Raw genomic sequence first — 19,720 nt, forward strand, 5'->3', positions numbered from 1 at the left:
CCGATGGCTCGGGTGCTCGGCGACTACGAGCGGCACCTCGCCGTCGAGCGCGACCTGACGCCGCACACCGTCCGGGCGTACGTCGCCGATGTCGGCGGGCTGCTCGACCACGCGGCTCGGCTCGGGCACACCGACGTCACGGACCTCGACCTGCGCACGCTGCGGAGCTGGTTGGCCAAGCAGCAGACGATGGGTCGCTCGCGCACCACGATCGCCCGCCGGGCCACGGCCGCCCGGGTCTTCACCGCCTGGCTCGTCCGCACCGGTCGTGCGCCGACCGACGCCGGGGCGAGTCTCGGGTCGCCGAAGGCGCACAAGTCGCTGCCGCCGGTGCTGCGCGCCGACGAGGCGAGCGACCTGATCCGCGCCGCGACCGAGCACGCCGACGACGGCAGCGCCACCGGCCTCCGCGACATCGCCATGCTCGAGCTGCTCTACGCGACCGGCATCCGGGTCGGCGAGCTGGTCGGCCTCGATGTCGACGACGTCGACCGGGAGCGCAACGTCGTACGCGTCTTCGGCAAGGGTCGCAAGGAGCGGATGGTGCCCTTCGGGCGGCCCGCGGCCCGCGCGCTGGACTTCTGGGTCCGGCACGGCCGGCCCGCCCTGGCGATCGAGGGGTCGGGCGCGGCGCTCTTCCTCGGGACCCGCGGCAAGCGGATCGACCAGCGCGCCGTGCGCACGATGGTGCACCGCCGGGTCGCCGAGGTGCCGGGCGCACCCGACATCGGCCCGCACGGGCTGCGGCACACGGCGGCGACCCACCTGCTGGAGGGCGGCGCCGACCTGCGCTCGGTGCAGGAGCTGCTCGGCCACGCGTCGCTGGCGACGACGCAGCTCTACACGCACGTCACCACAGACCGGCTGCGCCGGGCCTACCAACAGGCGCATCCCAGAGCGTGATCTGAGGCCGCCACCGCTCGTACGGCGTGGTGGTGACCGGCGCAGGATCGTCGCGCCAGAGCGGTAGCAGCCGCACCGGTCCGGCGCCGACCAGACGGAGCGGGTCGAGGTAGGTCTCGCCCTCGACCCAGCCCCAGTGGAGGCACGCGCGCGGGAAGCAGTGCGACCCGGCCAGCTCGAGCACACCGATGCGGTCGCCGGCGGCCACCTGGTCGCCGACCTCGGCGGTCGCGGCCACCGGCTCGTACGTCGTCCGGGTCGCTCCGTGGTCGACGACGACCACGCCGCGACCCGCTAGCACGCCGGCCCAGCTCACCCGTCCGGGCAGGCTCGAGCGCACCGGCTGGCCGACCGTGCCGAGGAGGTCCACGCCGCGGTGACCGGCGCCCCACGGGTCGTCGGGCGGGTCGAAGCCCTGCACGACCTCGGGCTCCGGAACGAGAGGCCAGACACCGACGGGATCGGTGTCCGCAGCCAGCGCCGCCGACGGCCAGCAGAGCGCGATCAGGACGGCGAGCAGGAGCGTCAGTCGGGTGGTCATGCCGTGACCCTGCCGAGGCGCGGCCACGGGCGCGACCGCGCTGCGCGAGCCTGGGGAGAACGGCGCGGGAAGCACGCCTGTGGAGGCGGGCCGGCCGATTCGCCCGGACCGCCCGATGCGACTACTCTGGTCGGAGCAATCCTTGCGGATTGACTTCGCACGCCTGCAGACCGCGACGGGCCTCCTCTCCGGAGACCCGGCCACCCGTGGGCGCCGGCCTCGAGGTCTGCCTGGGAAACCGGGCGGTGAGGTCGCGCGCAGGCGTCAGGGCCACCGGCACCCGCCGGGGGCAGCAACTCAACACAACAGGAGCTCGTCCCGGTTCGTCCTGCTTCAAGGATGGACGCCAACGGTGACGCGCTCCGCACCCAAGGAGACACATTTCATGGCAGTCGTGACCATGCGCCAGCTTCTCGAGAGCGGCGTCCACTTCGGGCACCAGACCCGTCGCTGGAACCCCAAGATGAAGCGCTTCATCATGACCGAGCGCAACGGCATCTACATCATCGACCTGCAGCAGTCGCTCGCCTACATCGACCGCTCCTACGCCTTCATCAAGGAGACGGTCGCCAAGGGCGGCACGATCATGTTCGTCGGCACCAAGAAGCAGGCCCAGGAGGCGATCGCCGAGCAGGCGACCCGCGTCGGGATGCCCTACGTCAACCAGCGTTGGCTCGGCGGCATGCTCACCAACTTCCAGACGGTGCACCAGCGGATCAACCGCCTCAAGGAGCTCGACGAGATCGACTTCGACGACGTCGCCGGCAGCAGCCGCACCAAGAAGGAGCTGCTGCAGATGCGCCGCGAGCGCGACAAGCTGAACAAGTCGCTCGGCGGTATCCGCGAGATGACGCGTACGCCGTCCGCCGTGTGGATCGTCGACACCAACAAGGAGCACCTCGCCGTCGAGGAGGCGCGCAAGCTGCGCATCCCGATCGTCGGCATCCTGGACTCCAACTGCGACCCCGACCTGGTCGACTTCCCGATCCCGGGCAACGACGACGCGATCCGCGCCGTCGGCCTGCTGACCCGCGTGGTCGCCGACGCCGTCGCCGAGGGCCTCATCGCCCGCTCCGGTGCGAAGGCGTCCGAGGGCACCGAGGCCGTGGGCGCCGAGGAGCCGCTGGCCGAGTGGGAGCGCGAGCTGCTCGGCGGCGACGCCGAGAAGGCCGCCGTCGAGGCGACCGGTGGCGACGCTGCCGCCGAGGAGACCCCGGCCGCTGAGGCGACCGGTGCTGCGAGCGAGGCCGCTGAGGCGACCGAGGCCGCTGCTGAGGTCACCGAGGTTGCTGCCGAGGAGACCCCGGCCGCTGCCGAGGAGACCCCGGCTGCCGCCGAGGCGACCGACGCTCCCGCCTGAGCTCCCCACCCGCACCGAAACTTCGAGGAAGAGACACATGGCTAACTTCTCCGCTGCCGACGTCAAGAAGCTCCGTGAGCTGACCGGCGCCGGCATGATGGACTGCAAGAAGGCGCTCGACGAGTCCGACGGCGACTTCGACAAGGCCGTCGAGCTGCTGCGCGTCAAGGGTGCCGCCAAGGCAGCCAACCGCGCCGCCGAGCGCGAGGCCTCCGCGGGCCTCGTCGCGCACGCCCCCGGCGTGCTCGTCGAGCTCAAGTGCGAGACCGACTTCGTCGCCAAGGGCGAGGACTTCGTCTCCGCCGCTCAGAAGATCGCGGACGCCGCGTCGGAGGCCAAGCCGGCCGACGTCGAGGCCCTGCGCTCGGTCTCGATCGGTGACCAGACGGTCGGCGAGGTCGTCGACGGCCTCGCGGTCTCGATCGGCGAGAAGATCGAGCTGGGCCAGTACGCCCAGTTCGACGGCTCGGTCGTGGCCTACATGCACAAGCGTGCGGCCGACCTGCCGCCCGCCGTCGGTGTCCTCGTCGAGTACACCGGCGACGCCGACGCGGCCCGCGCCGCGGCGATGCAGGTCGCTGCGATGCGTCCGCAGTACCTCACCCGGGAGGAGGTCCCGGCCGACGTCGTCGCTCACGAGCGCGACATCGCCGAGAAGACCTCCCGCGAGGAGGGCAAGCCCGAGCAGGCGATCGCCAAGATCACCGAGGGCCGGCTCAACGGCTTCTTCAAGGACGTCGTCCTGCTGGAGCAGCCGTCGGTCACCGAGAACAAGAAGACCGTGAAGGCTGTCCTCGACGAGGCCGGCACCACCCTCACGCGCTTCGTGCGCTTCGAGGTCGGCGCCTGATCGGCTAGGTTCTAGCCAGACCACACGAGGAGGCCGGTCCATGACAGTCACGCTGATCATCGGACCGGCCTTCTCGCACGTCCAGACCGTGCACGACGTACGAAGGAGCCGCCCGTGACGGGTTACAAGCGAGTCCTGCTCAAGCTCTCCGGAGAGGTCTTCGGAGGCGGCAAGGTGGGGGTGGACCCCGATGTCGTGCAGAAGGTGGCGCACGAGATCGCGGCCGTCGTCGAGGCGGGCGTCCAGATCGCGGTCGTGACCGGTGGCGGCAACTTCTTCCGCGGTGCAGAGCTCCAGCAGCGCGGCATGGACCGGGTCCGTGCCGACTACATGGGCATGCTCGGCATCGTCATGAACTGCCTGGCGCTCCAGGACTTCCTCGAGAAGATGGGCGTCGAGACCCGGGTCCAGACCGCGATCACCATGGGCCAGGTCGCCGAGCCCTACATCCCGCGCCGGGCGATCCGCCACATGGAGAAGGGCCGCGTCGTGATCTTCGGCGCCGGCATGGGCATGCCCTTCTTCTCCACCGACACGGTCGCCGTGCAGCGTGCGCTCGAGAGCAAGTGCGACGTCGTCCTGGTCGCCAAGAGCGGCGTCGACGGCGTCTACAGCGCCGACCCCAAGCTCGACCCGACCGCCACGAAGTACGACGAGCTGACCTACGGCGAGGCGATCGCCCAGGGCCTGCGGATCATGGACCAGACCGCCTTCGCCCTGTGTGGCGAGAACAAGCTCCCCATGGTGGTCTTCGGGATGGAGCCCGAGGGCAACATCCTGCGCGTCGTCCAGGGTGAGAAGATTGGCACGCTCGTCAGCGCCGGCTGACCCAAGCACTCGACATCAGCAGCACCACCTGCACTGAAGGAGCACCCGTGATCAACGACATCCTCAACGAGGCCGACGGCAAGATGGACAAGTCGGTCGGGGCCACGCGCGAGGAGTTCTCGGCGATCCGGGCCGGCCGCGCGCAGCCGAGCATGTTCAGCAAGATCACCGTCGACTACTACGGCACGCCGACGCCGCTCCAGCAGCTGGCGTCGTTCACCGCCCCCGAGGCGCGGATCATCCTGATCCAGCCCTACGACATCGGCGCGATGGGCAACATCGAGCGCGCGATCCGCGACTCCGACCTCGGCGTGAACCCGTCCAACGACGGCAAGACGCTCCGGTGCGTGTTCCCCGAGCTGACCGAGGAGCGCCGCAAGGAGTACATCAAGGTCGCTCGGACCAAGGCCGAGGACGGCAAGATCGCCGTCCGCAACCTGCGCCGTACGGCCAAGCAGGGCCTCGAGAAGCTCGAGAAGGACGGCGAGGTCGGCAAGGACGACGTCACCGGCGCCGAGAAGCGTCTCGACGGCATCACCAAGAAGCACACTGACGCCATCGACGAGATGCTCAAGAACAAGGAGTCCGAGCTGCTCGAGGTCTGAGCAGACAGAGACCCCATGAGCGAAACCATCCTGCCGGCGAAGGACCACGGCCGCGCCGGCCGCGACCTCCCGGCTGCCATCACGTCGGCTCTCGTGCTGGTCGCGGCCATCCTCCTGTCGCTGTTGTTCTGGAAGACAGCGTTCATGATCATCGTCGCGATCGCGGTGGTGGTCGCGATCTGGGAGCTCCACAAGGGCTTCCTCGCCAAGGCCATCGACCTGCCCGAGCAGCCGCTGATGCTCGGCGGCGTCGTGATGGTCGTGGTGGCCTACTTCTGGGGCGCTCCCGCCCTGGTGACCGCGACGGCGGTGGCTGCGCTCGCGACCATGCTGTGGCTGCTCCAGCGCGGCATCGACGGCTACGTCCAGAACGCGACGGCCTCGGTCTTCAGCCTGATCTACGTGCCGTTCCTCGGCTCGTTCGTCGCGCTCCTGCTCGCCGAGGGCGGGGGAGTCAACGCCCACGGCATCCACGACGCCGGCGTGCAGGGCATCATCACGTTCATCGCGATCACCGTCGCCTCCGACACGGGCGGCTACATCGCGGGCGTGCTCTTCGGCAAGCACCCGATGGCGCCGGTCATCTCCCCGAAGAAGTCGTGGGAGGGCTTCGCCGGCTCCACGATCGCCTGCCTCGCTGCGGGGTGGGCCCTGGTCGTCTACTTCCTCGACGGCGACTGGTGGGTCGGGCTGCTGCTCGGCGTGATCGCCGTGGTGATGGCGACGCTCGGCGACCTGTGCGAGTCCGTCATCAAGCGGGACCTGGGCATCAAGGACATGAGCCAGGTCATCCCCGGCCACGGTGGCCTGATGGACCGGCTCGACTCGCTGCTCGCGACCGTGGCGCCGATCTGGCTGGTCCTGCACTACCTCGTCTTCACCTGACAGACCGTGCGCTCCTCGGCATGCCGGGCGCGATCGCGCCCCAGATCGACGTAGAGTCGTGGAGATGTCGACCGACCAGGAGCACGCCAGCGACGCGGCGCCGACCACCGAGCGGCAGCCGGACTGGTGGCACCGCGACCACCCGACGTTCACGTCCCTGACCGGCTTCTTCACGGGCCTGGCGTTCGTGATCCTCGTGCCGAGCCTGTTCATCGCACTGCTCAACCTGATCTTCGACGACGACACCGCCGAGGGCCTGTTCCCCTTGGTGCTCGTCGGGCTCGCCGTCCCGCTGGTCCTGGTGATCATCGGCAAGACCCGGCGGTTCGGCCTCTACATGCTGGTCGGCATGGTCGTCACGGCGCTCGTGGTGGGCGGGGTGGCCGGTCTCGTGCTCTGGTACATGGTCACCTACCAGAGCTGACCCGGGCCGCAAATCGCCTCCGCACCCGCCCGAGTGGGAGGATCGAGGTCTCATGTCCGAAGAACGCACCTCTCTGCCCCTCGTGTTCGACGAGCCGCGCGGCCGCAAGAAGCCGCCGCCCCACCTCGCCGACCTCACTCCCGACGAGCGCAAGGCGCGCCTGGAAGAGCTCGGCCTGCCGGGCTTCCGGGCCAAGCAGCTCTCGACGCACTACTTCTCGCGGCTGGTGGACGACCCCGCCGAGATGACCGACCTGCCGGCCAGCCAGCGCGACGAGCTGGTCGCCGGGCTGCTGCCGACGCTGATGACCCCGCTGCGCGCGATGGAGGCCGACCGCGGCACCACGCGCAAGACGCTGTGGAAGCTCTTCGACAACGCCCTCGTCGAGTCGGTGCTGATGCGCTACCCCGACCGTGCCACCGTGTGCGTCTCCAGCCAGGCCGGGTGCGGCATGGCGTGTCCCTTCTGCGCCACCGGCCAGGGGGGTCTGCAGCGCAACATGTCGACCGCCGAGATCGTCGAGCAGGTCGTGGCCGCCGCGCGCTCGCTCGCGCGCGACGAGGTGCCGGGCGGCCCGGGGCGGGTCTCCAACGTGGTCTTCATGGGCATGGGCGAGCCGATGGCCAACTACAAGGCCGTCATGGGCACCGTCCGCAGGCTGACCGACCCGACCCCTGACGGCCTGGGTATGAGTGCCCGGGGCATCACGGTCTCGACCGTCGGCCTCGTCCCGCGGATGCTCCAGCTCGCCGAGGAGGGCATCCCGGTGACCCTCGCCCTGAGCCTGCACGCCCCCGACGACGAGCTGCGCAACGAGCTGGTCCCGATCAACACCCGCTACTCGGTCGACGAGACCGTCGACGCCGCCTGGAACTACGCCAAGGTCACCAAGCGCCGGGTCTCTATCGAGTACGCCATGATGCGCGGCATCAACGACCAGGCCTGGCGTGCCGACCTGCTCGGCGACGTGCTCCAGGCACGCGGCGACTGGGGCTGGGTGCACGTCAACCTGATCCCGCTGAACCCGACGCCGGGCTCCAAGTGGACCGCGTCCGACCCGGCCGACGAGCGGGAGTTCGTACGCCGGCTCGAGGCCAAGGGCATCCCGACCACGGTCCGCGACACCCGCGGCCGTGAGATCGACGGTGCATGCGGCCAGCTGGCCGCCACCGAGGCGTAGCAGCCGGGGCCGAGCCCCGGCTTCCTCAGGCGAGGAAGCTCGGGGCCTTCACGATGAGCTCGACGTTGCGGGCGTTGACGTCGCCCCGGCGGTCGTGGCTCTGCTCCTGCCAGTCGTTGGCAGCGAGCTCGCGGCCGAGGGCTGCCAGCTGCATCGGGTCGGTGAGGTCGCCGCTGAACTCCAGCGGGGCGCCGTGGTCGAGCATCGTCGCGAAGATCGACAGCGTGCCGTCGCCGTTGTCGACGATCTCGACGATCCGCGACTGCTGCGGCCAGTCGATGTGGGAGGCGGTGTTGACCTCCCAGAAGCCGCGGCCGGTGGGCTTGCCGTTCTTGGTCGCCGGGTGCGGCCAGATGTGGTTGGTGTGCGTGTGCCCGTTGACCCAGAGGATGACGTTCTGGTGCTTGATGAGCTCCTTGCGCACCGTCTGGCCGAAGACGCGGTCCTTGATGCCCTGCGACGGGGCGTCCTTCTTGCGCATCGTGCTGATCGTGTGGTGGCTCGCGAGCACGACGAGCTTCTTGTCGGTCGTGGCCTTCTTCAGCTGTGCCTGCAGCCAGGCGAACTGCGCCTTGTCGAGCGACCCGTGCTGCAGACCGTTGGGGTTGGTCGTGTCGAGGACGATGAAGCGCACCGCGCCACCCTGGTCGTCGTCGAACGTGTAGTAGGCCGTGCCCTTCGCCTTGTTCTGGGCGGTGAAGCCGTGACCGGCCGGCTCCTTGGTGGTGGTGAAGTGCTCGTCCACCCACTCCTTGTGGCTGATCATCTTGCGGTTCGGGTCGGCCGTCACCGTGTGGCCGGCCTTCTTGGTGCCGGTGGCGATGGCGTTGAACGACGGGGACTTCGGGAAGTTGCCCTGCACGAGCGGGTCGTGGTTGCCCATCGCGGTGTACCACTTCATGGCCAGCCCGGTGGCCTGGAAGGGCTGGCGCGCGGCGTCCAGCAGGCCGGGGACGGCCGGGAAGGTGGCGTACTTGCTGTCCGCGGCGGCCGCGATCTCGGGGTGCCAGAAGTTGGGGTACGTCGACTTGTCCGGGTCCCAGTCGACGTTCATGACGCCCTCGTACTTGGTGAGGTCGCCGGAGTCGGGCCGGATCTCACCGCCGTCGAGGATGTCGATGTTCCAGCGGATCTCGTTGTACTGACCGTTGTCGGAGTTGTCGCCGGTCTGCACGGCGTGGGCCAGCGGGAGGCCGGTCACCGGACCGGCCGCGACGGCGTTGATCTCGCGGACCATCGACTCGGCGATGTGGGCGGTGAGCATCTCCTGCGGCCGGTACGCCGAGCTGCTGATGTTCGGGTCCTGCGACTCGAAGCGCATCGGGGACTGGTGGTCGCAGATGTGCACGTCGCTGAGCTGGACGAACGCGAGCAGCCCCTGACGGGTCGCCTCGCGTCCCGCGAGGGCCTTGGTGCCCAGGCCGGGCCGCACGAGGTGCGGCTCGCCGGGTCCGGTGACGATCGGGCGCCAGCCCGACTCGTTCGCGTCCCCGCGCAGCAGCACGGTGTCGAACGACGTGGCCGCGAGCGCGCGGCTGCCGGTGACGGCTGCCTCGGCGATGCCGGGGCTCAGGATTCCGCGGAAGGCGAGGGCGCCGCCTACGACCGCGCCGGTCTTGAAGAGGTCACGACGAGAGATCTGCACCGCGTCAATCTACGTGTCGACGGCTGTTCACGTCCCCGAAACAAGCAGGTTCGCGGCCTCGTCCACCGAGTCGACGAGATGCACGTGCGGCTCCATCGCCGTACCACGGGCGAGCGAGCGCAGCAGCGGCCAGCCGGGGAGCTCCTCGGTCCAGTACGTCCTCCCGACCAGGACCATCGGCGCGAGCGCCGACTCGTCGGCGTAGTAGTTCTCGCAGGCGTCCTGGAAGACCTCCTGCACGGTGCCGGCGAGGCCCGGGAGGAAGACGATGCCCGCGTCGCAGACCTGGAGCAGCGTGGCCTCGCGGGTGGAGTTGCGGAAGTACTTCGCGATCGCGCTCGCGAAGACGTTGGGCGGCTCGTGGCCGTAGTGCCAGGTCGGGATGCCCAGGCTGTCGCGGAGGGTGTCGCGGTCGCCGGGGAAGCGGTCGAGCACCTCGAACGCGCGCTGGGCCCAGGCGCCGGTGTCGGAGTGGTACGACGGCACACCGGCCAGCAGCTGCAGCGCCGCGCCGAGGTCCTCGGGGTGACCGGCGAGCCGCCCGCCCAGGTTGGCCGCCTCCATCGCACCCGGCCCGCCGCCGGTCGCGACCACGTGGTCGCGACCGAGCAGGGCGCCGAGCCGGGCGGCGTCGGTGTAGCCGCTGCTGCCGCGCTCCAGGCGGTGACCACCCATCACGCCGACGAGCCGGCGACCCTCCACCCACGACTCGAGCGCCAGGTCGACGGAGTGGTCGTGCAGCGCGCGGGCCAGCGTCGCGGCTCGAGTGCGGGGTTGCAGCGACCACGCGTAGGCGCAGGCGTCGAGCGAGTCGGCGTACGCGCCGTGGCCGTAGAGCTCGGCAGCGGTGTAGAGCGCGGTGCGCGCGATGTCGACCGGGACGTCCGGCTCGTCGGCCATCCACAGCTCCAGCTGGGTGACGGCCTCGACCGGCTCACCCCGGACGACTCCCGGTCTGTTCACGCCGCCGAGCCTAGAACGCGTGCGCGATCAGCTCGCCGAAGAGCTCGCCGGGATCCACCTCCAGCCCCCGCGCCGTGAACCAGGTGCAGACGTTGGTGCAGTCGCGCAGCAGGAAGTCCATGCCGGTCGGGTTGCCGACCAGGTCGACGATCTGCGGCAGGTCGATGATCACCAGCCGGTCACCCGCGGCGAGGATGTTGTACGGCGACAGGTCGCCGTGCACGATCCCGTGCTGCACCAGGACCGCCATCGCGTCGCGCAGCTGGTCGAAGTACGACGCGAGCAGCTCCGGCTCCGGTCGGGTCTGCGCCAGCCGCGGGGCGGTCTCGCCGTCCGGCCCGGTGATCCACTCCATCAGGATCTCCGTGCCGTCGATCTGCACGGGGTAGGGGACCGGGAGACCGAGCTCCCAGCAGCGCTTGAGGGCGTTCCACTCGGAGATCGCCCACTCGCTGGCGGCGACGACCTTGCCCCACGTGCTCTTGCGCTTGAGCGCGCGCTCGTCGCGGGACCGCTTCATGCTGCGGCCCTCGGTGTAGGACGCGGCGCGGTGGAAGTTGCGGTGGTCCGTGCCGCGGTAGCGCTTGGCGACCATCACGACGGACTCGCCGAGGAGGTCGGAGTCGGGGACGGCGCGCTCCAGCAGGAACGCGTCGGCCTCCTTGCCGGTCTTGAGGATGCCGAGGTCGGTGTCGACGGCCGCCTGGGAGGTCACCACCCAGTCGGGGCGGGGCTCCGGGCCGCGGCTGAGCGGCTCGACGCTCAGCCAGGTCGACCAGCGCTGGCCGTCGGCGAGGTCGTCGTACGCCTCGAAGTCGAAGACGAAGGCGGGGTCGAGGTCAGGTTCGAGAGAGGGTTCGTGCTGCATCGGTGCGGGTGCTCCAGGGGTGAGAAGAGATGTGGTCTGCGGGCAGGCCAGCGACAGTCATGGACATGTCACGCTCCTCTCGATCGGGCACCCGGCACGCGCCGGACGACTGGGGCAAGTGTGGGAGCCCCGGCGTTTGGCCGCAACGGATTAAATGACGAGGACCCGTCCCGGGGGTGCGCCGGGGCGGGTCCTCGCGTCTGGCGGGTCTCGATACGCCGGTCGCGAGCTCGTGCCTCGCTCGCGCGGCTACTCGACCAGGCTGCAGGATCTCGGCCCTCGCAAGCTCGGGCCGAGGCAGCGCTTAGCAGACCGAGTCGGTCGGCTTCGGGTTGGTGAGACCGAGCAGCGGTCGGAAGAGCAGCCCGACGAAGGTGCCGACGAGCGCCATCACGCCCCACAGCCAGCCGTGCAGGCTGAACGAGGCGATGCCGCCGAAGTAGGCACCGATGTTGCAGCCGAAGGCGATCCGGGCGCCGTAGCCCATCAGCACACCGCCGACGACCGCGCCCACGCCGAGCCGGAGCGGGACCTTGCGGTGCAGGATGAACGCGCCGGCGGCCGCCGACGCGATGAGCGCGCCGATGATGATGCCGAAGTCCATCACCGACGTCTTCTCGACGAAGATGCCGGCGTCGTACTTCGCGAGGTTGGCCGGGTCCTGCCAGAAGCCCCACGACTGCACGTCCACCCCGATCGCGTCGAGGATCTTCGAGCCCCAGAGCGCGAACGCGAAGGTCACTCCCCACGCGCCGCCCGAGACCCACAGGGTCGCGGCGTTGAGGCCGGCGAGCAGCAGCGCGCCGACCCAGAGCGGCCAGGAGCCACGCACGATGCGCGCCGGTCCCTCGGCGACCGGAGCCGGCTCGATGGCCGGGACCTCGCGGTTGCGGGCGAGGAGGTACGTCGCGCCGACGACCAGGCCCATCAGGACCAGCGACGCGGCCCAGGCGCCGGCGTACCCGCCGAACCACTGGGTCAGCGAGACGGGCTCGTGACTGGGCAGGCTCATCCACCACGGGAACTGGTAGGCGCCGAGGGTCGCGCCACCGATGAACCCGCCGAGCGTCAGCAGGATGGCGGTCTGCCCGCTGCCGATCGCGAAGAGGGTGCCGGACGCGCACGAGCCGCCCAGCTGCATCCCGACGCCGAACATGAACGAGCCGACGAACAGGCCGAAGCCGATCGGCGCGACCGTCGGCAGCGTCGGCACGTCCTTGAAGCCGAGTCCGTTGGCCAGGATCGGCGCGAAGAGCGTGCAGGCGACCGCCAGCATCAGCATGTGGGCGCGCAGGGCCTTGCCCTGCCTTGCGGCGACCAGCTGTCGCCACGCGGACGTGAAGCCGAACCTGCTGTGGAAGAGCACGAACCCGAGGGCGAGCCCCAGGCCGAACAGGATCGCCGGGACCTGGCCGGAGGCACTGTAGATGTAGCCGCCGAGGACGAGGCCGGCCAGCACGCCGATGACGACGACGCGGGCTTGTGGAGGCGGCTCGGTGGCCGCGACGGGCGCGACCCGGTGCTGGGAGGTGCGATCGGTGATGGACATGTCGTTCTCCTTCTTCAGCTCGCCGAGAGCGAGCCGACGGGTGTGACCGTGCCGCCGGGGAACCAGGCAACGGAGGTCTCGTGGTTCTCGTGCCCGCGCATCGCGGGCATGTAGGCCGCGCGGGACGCGGCGTAGAGGGACAGCGGGTCGGGAGCGCCACCGCGGGCGGCACGCCAGGCCTCGTACGCCGAACCGGTCGGCAGCTGTCCGGGCAGGTAGCGCGCGAGGGTCTGGCTGAACTCCTGGGCCGCCTCGTCGCGGATGTCGAAGTCCAGTGCGAGCATCGCGCCGGCCGTCGAGTCGACCACCCCGGGTGTCAGCAGCCAGGGCGCCAGCCAGGTCCCGTCGGACCGGATCGGCTGTTCGTGCAGCGGCTTCGAGCTCACCGCTGCGAGGTCGCGGGCCGCCGTGCCCCAACCGCCCAGCACGACCAGTGCGTTGCGGTCGCCGGGCGGGTCGGCCGGGGAGACGACGGCGACGCCGGCGTCGGACGCGAGGCCTCGGACCAGGTCGTACGCCGCGAGGCTGCGCGCCGAGTCGTCGTGCTGGATGGCGAGCTCCTCGATCCCGCGGTCGATCAGGGTGCCGACCATCGCGCGCAGCCCGTCGGCGTCTCCGGAGTGGAGTGCCGACGACGGGCAGCTGGTCGGTGCCGATCCGCCGGCGAGCACGGCCGCGGTGGCGGTCGTGAGGCACTCCGGTCCGTCGGGCCCGACCCACGGTCCGCTGTCGACCTGCTCGGTGCCCGTGTCGACGGCGAACGGCAGCCGGTGGGTCTTCCCGTGCGTCACCAGCACCGTCCCGGACCCCTCGGGGAGGTCGACCACCGCCCACAGCCCGTCGGTGCCCGGCCGGGGCTCCGCGCGGACCAGGTCGTCCTCGTCGGTCCCGACCAGGACGGGCGGGCCGCCCTTGCCGTGGACGTGCGAGCTGTCGACGCGGACCAGGTTGGGCCCGGGCCGAGCCGGAGCGACGGTGATCGTGAAGGTCACCTTGCCGTGGGGCAGACGCTGCACGCTGGGCACGCCCGGCGTACGGACCCCGCCCAGGACCTGCTGACCACCCGTGCGCGCCGACCACTCCCGCACCAGCGCGTTGCCGCTCCGGTGCTGGCCGCCGTCACCGTGCGACGAGGCGAAGACCGCCCCGCCGACGAGGGCGGCACCGACGACGCTGGCGGTGCCGACCCCGATCAGTGCCCTCAGGGTGCGTCGGTCGGATCCGTCGCCTGCTACGCGCCGCCCACCACGCACGCTGGCTGCGTTGTCGTCAGTCGTCGGGACGCCGTCCCGCCTCCCTCCTCCGCCTTGCCAGCGCACGCGCTGGACGACGCTCGCGACGGCGCGGACCCGACCTCCCCACCCAGGGCGGGACCGCGCTGCTCGGTCCCGCCCTGGACGTTTTTCACTTGATGTCGTCATCTGCGGTGACGAACAACATGGAGTGCGGCTTGGCCGGACCCCAGTCGCCGTGCGGCCACGACGTCCGGTCGAAGTCGAGGCAGGCGTCGCCGGTGTACTCGTCGACGAACTTGTCGTCCAGCGACAGGGTCTCGTCGTCGTTGACGTCGGCGATGCAGACCCGGTGGTCGCCGTTGAGACCGGTGCGAGCGACGAAGTAGTTGGAGTACGCCAACCGCTTCACGTCCGTCGTCTCGTGGTAGTAGCCGTCGCTGCCCACCGCGAGGTGGTCGAACGTGCCCCAGTGGGGTCCGCCCGGCGCCGGCAGGGTGTCGACGATCGTCGGGCAGTCGGCCTCGCGGCCGCCCTCCTCGATCTCCGCGGTGGCGTCGATGACGCACTGCGGAGTGGTGCCCGAGGCGAGCAGCTTCTGGATGTCCAGCTTGAGGATGTACGGCGGTGAGCCCTTGTCCGTCGCCGTGGCCGAGCGGCCCACGATCGCGACGTAGAGGTACTTGTCGTCGAGGCTGGTCTGCGTCCACCCGGCGTTCGAGCCACCGCCGTAGTAGTTGCTCTCCGGGTCGGTGTACTTGTTGGACGTCGTCAGATCGAAGACCTCGTGCCACTGCGGCTTCTCCGCCGTGATGTCGGGGGCGTAGTAGATCGCACCGCCCTGCATCGTGCTGGCGAAGGCGCCCTTGTGCCCGGGCAGGTTGGTGACCGTGGTCTCCATCGCCGCCCGCGGCTCCTCCTGGTGCGGCACCTTGCCGGCTCGCGGACCGTCGGGCAGGAACGACACCGACTTGAGCGTCGGGTGGTCGCGGTCGGAGATGTCCCAGGTGCGGACCGTCGGCCGGCGGAGGTACGACGAGGGCGCGGCCACCGGGTTGAGGATGATGTTGCGCGGCTCGTTGTAGTCGCTGGTGACCAGGGTGTCGAGGTCCTCGCGAGCCTGGATGCCGTGCGGGTTGGCGCAGGTGGCCGCGGCCAGCTGCGGGATGTTGTCGCAGCGCTGCTCGGTCTCCGCGGTCTCCGGGGTCGCCGGGGCCTCGTAGACGGTCTTGCCCTCGGAGTCGAGCCGGACGACCTCACCCGGCGAGCCGGCGAAGCCGTTGCCGATCCGGGTGGTGCCGTCGGAGTAGGTGCACGGGCCGGGCACGTCCGGGCCACCCATGTAGGTGCCGTACGCGCTGCCGTCCTTGGTCACCCAGTAGGCGTCCGGCACCGAGCCGCAGAGCGTGTCGGTCGGCAGGTTGACGTGCTTGAGGGTCAGGGCGGGCAGCTTGCTGGTGTCGAGGACGTAGGTCACGTCGGTGAAGAGGCCGCCGGCGAAGATGTTGTTGCCCTTGTGCCAGATGTACTGCATGTGGTGCGGCTCGTTCTCGACGAGCGGGCCGACGGTCGCGGTGTTGACGACCTTGCCGTACGTCGGCGACCCCTCGGTCGCGTCGACGACCGCGAAGAAGTCGGGACCGATCTGGTCGCCCTTGCCGAGCAGGTCGGGGGTGACCACGTCGGGCAGGCTGGTGAGCTGCTTGCCGCTGCGGTCGAGGATGTTGTTGTCGCCCGCCCACACCACGAGGTACTCGCGGCGCAGGCCGTCGTCGGGGACGGTGCCGCCGCTGTCGCCACCGCCGAGCGGGGTGCCCGGGATGACGCTGCCGAGGCCGAGGCCCTGCAGGACGGTGGTGGGGATGAGGTCGGAGCGCAGGTGGTTGGTGAGCCAGTAGGTCTCGCCGTCGCCGCCGAGGACCTTCGAGGTCTGGCCGACGATGTCGCTGTTGAAGAGGCCGTTCAGCATCGCGTTGAGCGCGGCGATGGCGGAGCCGGCCACGTCGACCGGCTGGCCGGGGTCGTCCTGGGCCTCGCCGGTGAGAGCAGGCGCGGCGGGAGCAGTGAGTCCCAGGATGAGGAGTGCGGCGCTGACCGCACCGAGGATCCGGAACCTTCGCGGCCTCCGGGCAGGGGAGAGTGCTTGCTTGTCCAAGGTGATTCCTCCGAGATCGGGGCCCCATGTAGCCCTTTACCAAACAATCACGATGAACTTAGTAGACATTCAGGATGGTGGTCTAGACCCGGTCTCAGCATGCGGCCCCGAGGTCAGGCAGCCACGCCCCCGGGGCGCACGGCGAGGTCCGCGATCTGCTCCCACGCGTCGTCGACGTGGACGACGTCGCGGCCCATCCGGTGGAGCACGCTGGCGGCGATCCCGGCCCGGTAGCCCGACTTGCAGTGCACCCAGAGCTCGCCTGCGGGCAGCTCGTGGCCACGGCGGTCGACGTCGTGCACCGGCAGGTTGACGGCGCCGGGCAGGTGGCCCTCGTCGTACTCGTCGCGCTGGCGTACGTCGACCACGACCCGCGAGCCGGTGTGCGCCCGGAAGTCGGCCCAGCCGGTGCGGCGGTAGGTCGCGGTCAGGTCGGCCGCGGGCTCGAGGACGTGGGTGCTGGGGCCGTCGATCCCGATGCCGGCCAGGTCGTGGAGCGCGGAGTCGAGGTCCGACGGCTCGTCGCAGAGCAGCACCAGGTCGTCGTGCCACGGCACCAGCCAGCCGACGTACGTCGCGAACTGGTCGGAGTACTCCACGCTGACCGTCCCCGGCAGGTGCGCCCGCGCGAACGCGTCGCGGCGGCGCAGGTCGACGACCCAGTGACCGGCGAGGATCGCGTCGGTGACCTGCTCGGCCGTGACCTGGCGTGGCGGACGCGGCAGGGCGCGGCCGGCCCCGGCGCGGTTGAGCGGCGCCATGTGGCCGTAGTAGGCCGGGATCGGCCCGAAGCCCTCGACCAGCTCCGTGACGAACGCGTCGCGCTCGACGCGCAGCGCGGGGTTGGTGAGGAGCTGGCCGCCGATGGTCGCGTCGCCCTCGTCGGTCGCCGTCGTGCTCGCGCAGAAGCTCCCGAACCCGTGGGTCGGGTGGAGCCGAGTGCGCGGGTCGAGCGCACCGAGGGTGCGGGCGCTCGACCACTGGGCCTCGGCGAGGTCGTAGGTCAGGCGCTGGTCGACCAGGTCGGTGCGGCCGACGGTGCCGTGCAGCAGGCTGCCGCCGCTGAAGAGGGCGCCCGCCTCGCGGCGGTCCCGGTCGACTGCGAGGAAGGCCTGGTGGTGGCGGGTGTGGCCGGGGGTGGCCAGGACGCTGACGTCGAGCCGGCCCACGGGGACGACGTCGCCGTCGCGCACGCCGACCCGCTCGAAGTCGACCGGCTCGTCGGCGGAGAGGAGGTAGTCGGCGCCGTGCCGCCGGGCCAGGCCGAGCGCCCCCGAGACGTAGTCGTTGTGGATGTGGGTGTCGGCGACCGCGGTGATCGCGACCCCGGCCTCCTCGGCGGCCCGCTCGATCGGCGTCAGGTCCCGGGGCGGGTCGACCACGAGCGCGTGGTGGCCGTCGTGGACCAGATGGGTGCGGTTGCCGAGCTGCGGGACCTCCACGGTGACGACCTGCATGGACCCTCCTGTTTAAGTAGAGTGAATTACTACAAATTAACAGATCGCGTAGGTTTCTCGGGTGCTCCGTCAACGCGTCCTCGCTCTCGGTCTGACCTCCCTGCTCGCCGTCGCCCTCCTCGGCCCCGGCCAGTCCGCCCTCGGTCAGGCGCACCGGCCGCACGGCGCCGCCGGCATCGGCGACTCCTACTTCCCGCTCGACGGCAACGGCGGCATCGACGTGCTGCGCTACGACGTCCACGACCGCTACGACCTGGCGTCCGGCCGGCTCTCGGGCTGGACCGACGTACGCCTGCGGGGGACCGCCTCGCTGTCGGGCTTCGACCTCGACTTCCTGCTCCCCGTGAGCCGGGTGACGGTCGACGGCAAGAAGGCGTCGTTCAACCAGAAGCGCTACCACGAGCTCTCCATCCAGCACCGGCTCGACCAGGGCGAGACCGTCGTCGTGCGGGTGAAGTACGCCGGCACGCCGGGCGACTACCGCTACGCCGGCGAGAGCAACTGGCTCGCCGACCAGAACGAGGTCGTCGCGATGAACCAGCCGCACATGGCGCCGTGGTGGTTCCCGGCCAACGACCACCCGCTCGACAAGGCCATGGTCGACGTCCACATCACCGTGCCGAAGGGCCTCGACGTCATCTCCAACGGCGTCGAGCGCGGTCGCACCGTGCACGGTGCGACGGCCACGACGCACTGGTCCGCCGACGAGCCGATGGTGCCGTACCTCGCGTTCTTCGCGGCAGGACGGTTCAAGATCGCGAAGGGTGTCGACCACGGCCGGCCCTGGTTGGTCGCGGTGTCGGAGTCCAAGAAGCTGAACCGGTCCGCGCAGGACACCAGCATGCGGCTGATGAAGATGACGCCGGAGCTCGTGGACTGGGAGGAGTCAGCACTCGGCCTCGACTACCCGTTCTCGGTGACCGGCGGGCTGACCACCAGCCTCAACGTCGGGTTCGCGCTCGAGAACCAGACGCGTCCGACGTACCCCTACATGGGTGGCGGCGAGGAAGCCGTCCTGACGGTCGTGCACGAGCTCGCGCACCAGTGGTTCGGCGACTCCGTCGCGGTGCACCATTGGAAGGACATCTGGCTCAACGAGGGCTTCGCGACCTTCATGGAGAACTACTACACGGAGACCCACGACGGTCCGTCTGCGAACGCCGAGCTGCGCGACTACTACGACCGCACGCCCGCGGGCAACGACTTCTGGAAGCACGAGGTCGCCGACCCGTGCGCCGACGGCGTCGAGTGCGTCAACAGCATCTTCGCGACGTTCGTCTACCAGCGCGGGGAGCTGGCGCTGCAGGCGCTGCGCAACGTGGTCGGCGACGCCGCCTTCTTCGACATCCTGCGCACCTGGGCCACCGACCACGCCGGCGGCAACGGCGCCACCGAGCAGTTCGAGGCGCTCGCCGAGGAGATCAGCGGGCAGGACCTCGACGCGTTCTTCTCGGCGTGGCTGCACTCGACGGCCAAGCCGGCCGACACGGAGGCCAACGGTCTCGGCGCTCTATCCCCGGAGCCGAACTGACAGGCAGGTCACGCAGCCCTCGAGCTTCTCGAACTCGGTGATGTCGACGGCGACCACGCGCAGCCCGCGCTCCTCGTAGAGAGCCCGGGTGAGCGGCGCGCTGGCCGCCATCAGCACGGTGTCGGCGTCGAGGACCACGACGTGCGACCCCGGCTCCTCCGGCACGGGCAGGAACGCTTCCCAGACCTCGGGGTCGTCGACCAACGGCGCGAAGCCGACGACGGTGCCGTCCGGCAGGGCGGTCACCGCGGACTTCAGGTGCAGCACGAGCGAGGTGGGTACGCCGACGACGCGGGCGCCGAGCGGCGCGAGGTGCGCCGCGAGCTGCTCGAGGCCGGACGCGTTGGTGCGACCGCCGAGGCCGACCCAGACCTCGGTGCCGTGCTTGAGGACGTCGCCGCCGTCGAGGGTGCCGGGCGCCTCGATGTGGACGATCCGGTAGCCGAGCCCGGCCAGCGCCGCCTCGGTCCCGTTGGTCTCCGGCTTGCGCTCGTCGGCACCGGGCCGCGAGATGACCGCGAGGTCCCGGTAGACGACCACGGTGTCCTCGACGAAGACGGCGTCAGGACAGTCGTCGGCCGGCTCGACCTCGATCGTCTCCCAGCCCTCGGCCTGCAGCGCCTCGACGTACGCCGCCCACTGGCGCTCCGCGAGCGCCTCGTCGACCGTGACTCGGTCGATGTGGGTGAGCAGGCCGTCGGCGAGGCGGGGGCCGGGTCGGCGGACGAGGGCGCGCTTGGTCAT

18 protein-coding genes are annotated in these 19,720 nt (G+C 70.6%); 9 read left to right on the plus strand and 9 right to left on the minus strand.

Features of this window, described 5'->3' with window-relative positions:
• Positions 1-3 precede the first annotated feature (3 nt).
• Positions 4-903, plus strand: coding sequence for a tyrosine recombinase XerC (locus ABLE68_RS15995; RefSeq protein ID WP_348873297.1), 900 nt, complete (start codon positions 4-6; stop codon positions 901-903).
• On the opposite strand, the gene ABLE68_RS16000 is transcribed toward ABLE68_RS15995, so the two are convergent.
• Entirely contained in the window at positions 851-1,444 is a 594-nt protein-coding gene (locus ABLE68_RS16000) for a M23 family metallopeptidase (RefSeq protein WP_348872641.1), read from the minus strand. The two genes, ABLE68_RS15995 and ABLE68_RS16000, sit on opposite strands and share 53 nt — an antisense overlap.
• 385 nt (positions 1,445-1,829) lie before the next feature.
• On the opposite strand from ABLE68_RS16000, the gene rpsB reads away from it, so the two are divergent.
• From rpsB to rlmN, 7 genes are all read left to right on the plus strand, one after another.
• Complete coding sequence (rpsB, locus tag ABLE68_RS16005; protein ID WP_348872643.1) at positions 1,830-2,804, plus strand: 30S ribosomal protein S2; 975 nt, start codon at positions 1,830-1,832, stop codon at positions 2,802-2,804.
• A 37-nt stretch (positions 2,805-2,841) separates the two neighbouring features.
• Entirely contained in the window at positions 2,842-3,654 is an 813-nt protein-coding gene (gene tsf, locus ABLE68_RS16010) for a translation elongation factor Ts (protein WP_348872645.1), read from the plus strand.
• Positions 3,655-3,768: 114 nt separating this feature from the next.
• Positions 3,769-4,482, plus strand: coding sequence for a UMP kinase (gene pyrH, locus ABLE68_RS16015; protein ID WP_348872646.1), 714 nt, complete (start codon positions 3,769-3,771; stop codon positions 4,480-4,482).
• A 50-nt stretch (positions 4,483-4,532) separates the two neighbouring features.
• On the plus strand, positions 4,533-5,087 hold the full coding sequence (gene frr, locus ABLE68_RS16020) for a ribosome recycling factor (RefSeq protein ID WP_348873298.1): 555 nt from the start codon (positions 4,533-4,535) through the stop codon (positions 5,085-5,087).
• A 15-nt stretch (positions 5,088-5,102) separates the two neighbouring features.
• Positions 5,103-5,972: a phosphatidate cytidylyltransferase gene (locus ABLE68_RS16025; protein ID WP_348872647.1), complete on the plus strand. Its 870-nt coding sequence runs from the start codon at positions 5,103-5,105 to the stop codon at positions 5,970-5,972.
• Positions 5,973-6,036: 64 nt separating this feature from the next.
• Positions 6,037-6,396 carry a hypothetical protein gene (locus tag ABLE68_RS16030; RefSeq protein WP_348872648.1) on the plus strand — a complete coding sequence of 120 codons (360 nt, stop codon included), beginning with the start codon at positions 6,037-6,039 and terminating at the stop codon, positions 6,394-6,396.
• Between the two features lie 52 nt (positions 6,397-6,448).
• On the plus strand, positions 6,449-7,576 hold the full coding sequence (gene rlmN, locus ABLE68_RS16035) for a dual-specificity RNA methyltransferase RlmN (RefSeq protein ID WP_348872649.1): 1,128 nt from the start codon (positions 6,449-6,451) through the stop codon (positions 7,574-7,576).
• 25 nt (positions 7,577-7,601) lie between these two features.
• Here rlmN and ABLE68_RS16040 read toward each other — a convergent pair whose 3' ends face one another.
• From ABLE68_RS16040 to ABLE68_RS16070, 7 genes are all read right to left on the minus strand, one after another.
• Positions 7,602-9,221 carry a metallophosphoesterase gene (locus tag ABLE68_RS16040; RefSeq protein WP_348872651.1) on the minus strand — a complete coding sequence of 540 codons (1,620 nt, stop codon included), beginning with the start codon at positions 9,219-9,221 and terminating at the stop codon, positions 7,602-7,604.
• A 27-nt stretch (positions 9,222-9,248) separates the two neighbouring features.
• Positions 9,249-10,184, minus strand: a complete 936-nt coding sequence (locus tag ABLE68_RS16045; RefSeq protein WP_348872653.1) for an LOG family protein — start codon at positions 10,182-10,184, stop codon at positions 9,249-9,251.
• Positions 10,185-10,194: 10 nt separating this feature from the next.
• Entirely contained in the window at positions 10,195-11,052 is an 858-nt protein-coding gene (locus ABLE68_RS16050) for a serine protein kinase RIO (protein ID WP_348872654.1), read from the minus strand.
• Positions 11,053-11,356: 304 nt separating this feature from the next.
• Positions 11,357-12,601: a YeeE/YedE family protein gene (locus ABLE68_RS16055; protein ID WP_348872655.1), complete on the minus strand. Its 1,245-nt coding sequence runs from the start codon at positions 12,599-12,601 to the stop codon at positions 11,357-11,359.
• A 14-nt stretch (positions 12,602-12,615) separates the two neighbouring features.
• A complete protein-coding gene (locus tag ABLE68_RS16060; RefSeq protein ID WP_348872656.1) occupies positions 12,616-13,854 on the minus strand; it encodes a hypothetical protein in 1,239 nt (412 codons plus the stop codon).
• Between the two features lie 151 nt (positions 13,855-14,005).
• Positions 14,006-15,988 carry a hypothetical protein gene (locus ABLE68_RS16065; protein ID WP_348872657.1) on the minus strand — a complete coding sequence of 661 codons (1,983 nt, stop codon included), beginning with the start codon at positions 15,986-15,988 and terminating at the stop codon, positions 14,006-14,008.
• 113 nt (positions 15,989-16,101) lie between these two features.
• Positions 16,102-17,445 carry a rhodanese-like domain-containing protein gene (locus tag ABLE68_RS16070; RefSeq protein ID WP_348872658.1) on the minus strand — a complete coding sequence of 448 codons (1,344 nt, stop codon included), beginning with the start codon at positions 17,443-17,445 and terminating at the stop codon, positions 16,102-16,104.
• Between the two features lie 61 nt (positions 17,446-17,506).
• Here ABLE68_RS16070 and ABLE68_RS16075 point away from each other — a divergent pair, with 61 nt between their 5' ends.
• Positions 17,507-18,976 carry a M1 family metallopeptidase gene (locus ABLE68_RS16075; RefSeq protein ID WP_348872660.1) on the plus strand — a complete coding sequence of 490 codons (1,470 nt, stop codon included), beginning with the start codon at positions 17,507-17,509 and terminating at the stop codon, positions 18,974-18,976.
• Here the strand turns inward: ABLE68_RS16075 and ddaH are convergent.
• A complete protein-coding gene (gene ddaH, locus ABLE68_RS16080) occupies positions 18,956-19,720 on the minus strand; it encodes a dimethylargininase (protein ID WP_348872661.1) in 765 nt (254 codons plus the stop codon). The two genes, ABLE68_RS16075 and ddaH, sit on opposite strands and share 21 nt — an antisense overlap.

It is taken from the genome of Nocardioides pollutisoli (assembly GCF_040045055.1).
GTDB lineage: Bacteria > Actinomycetota > Actinomycetes > Propionibacteriales > Nocardioidaceae > Nocardioides > Nocardioides tweenelious.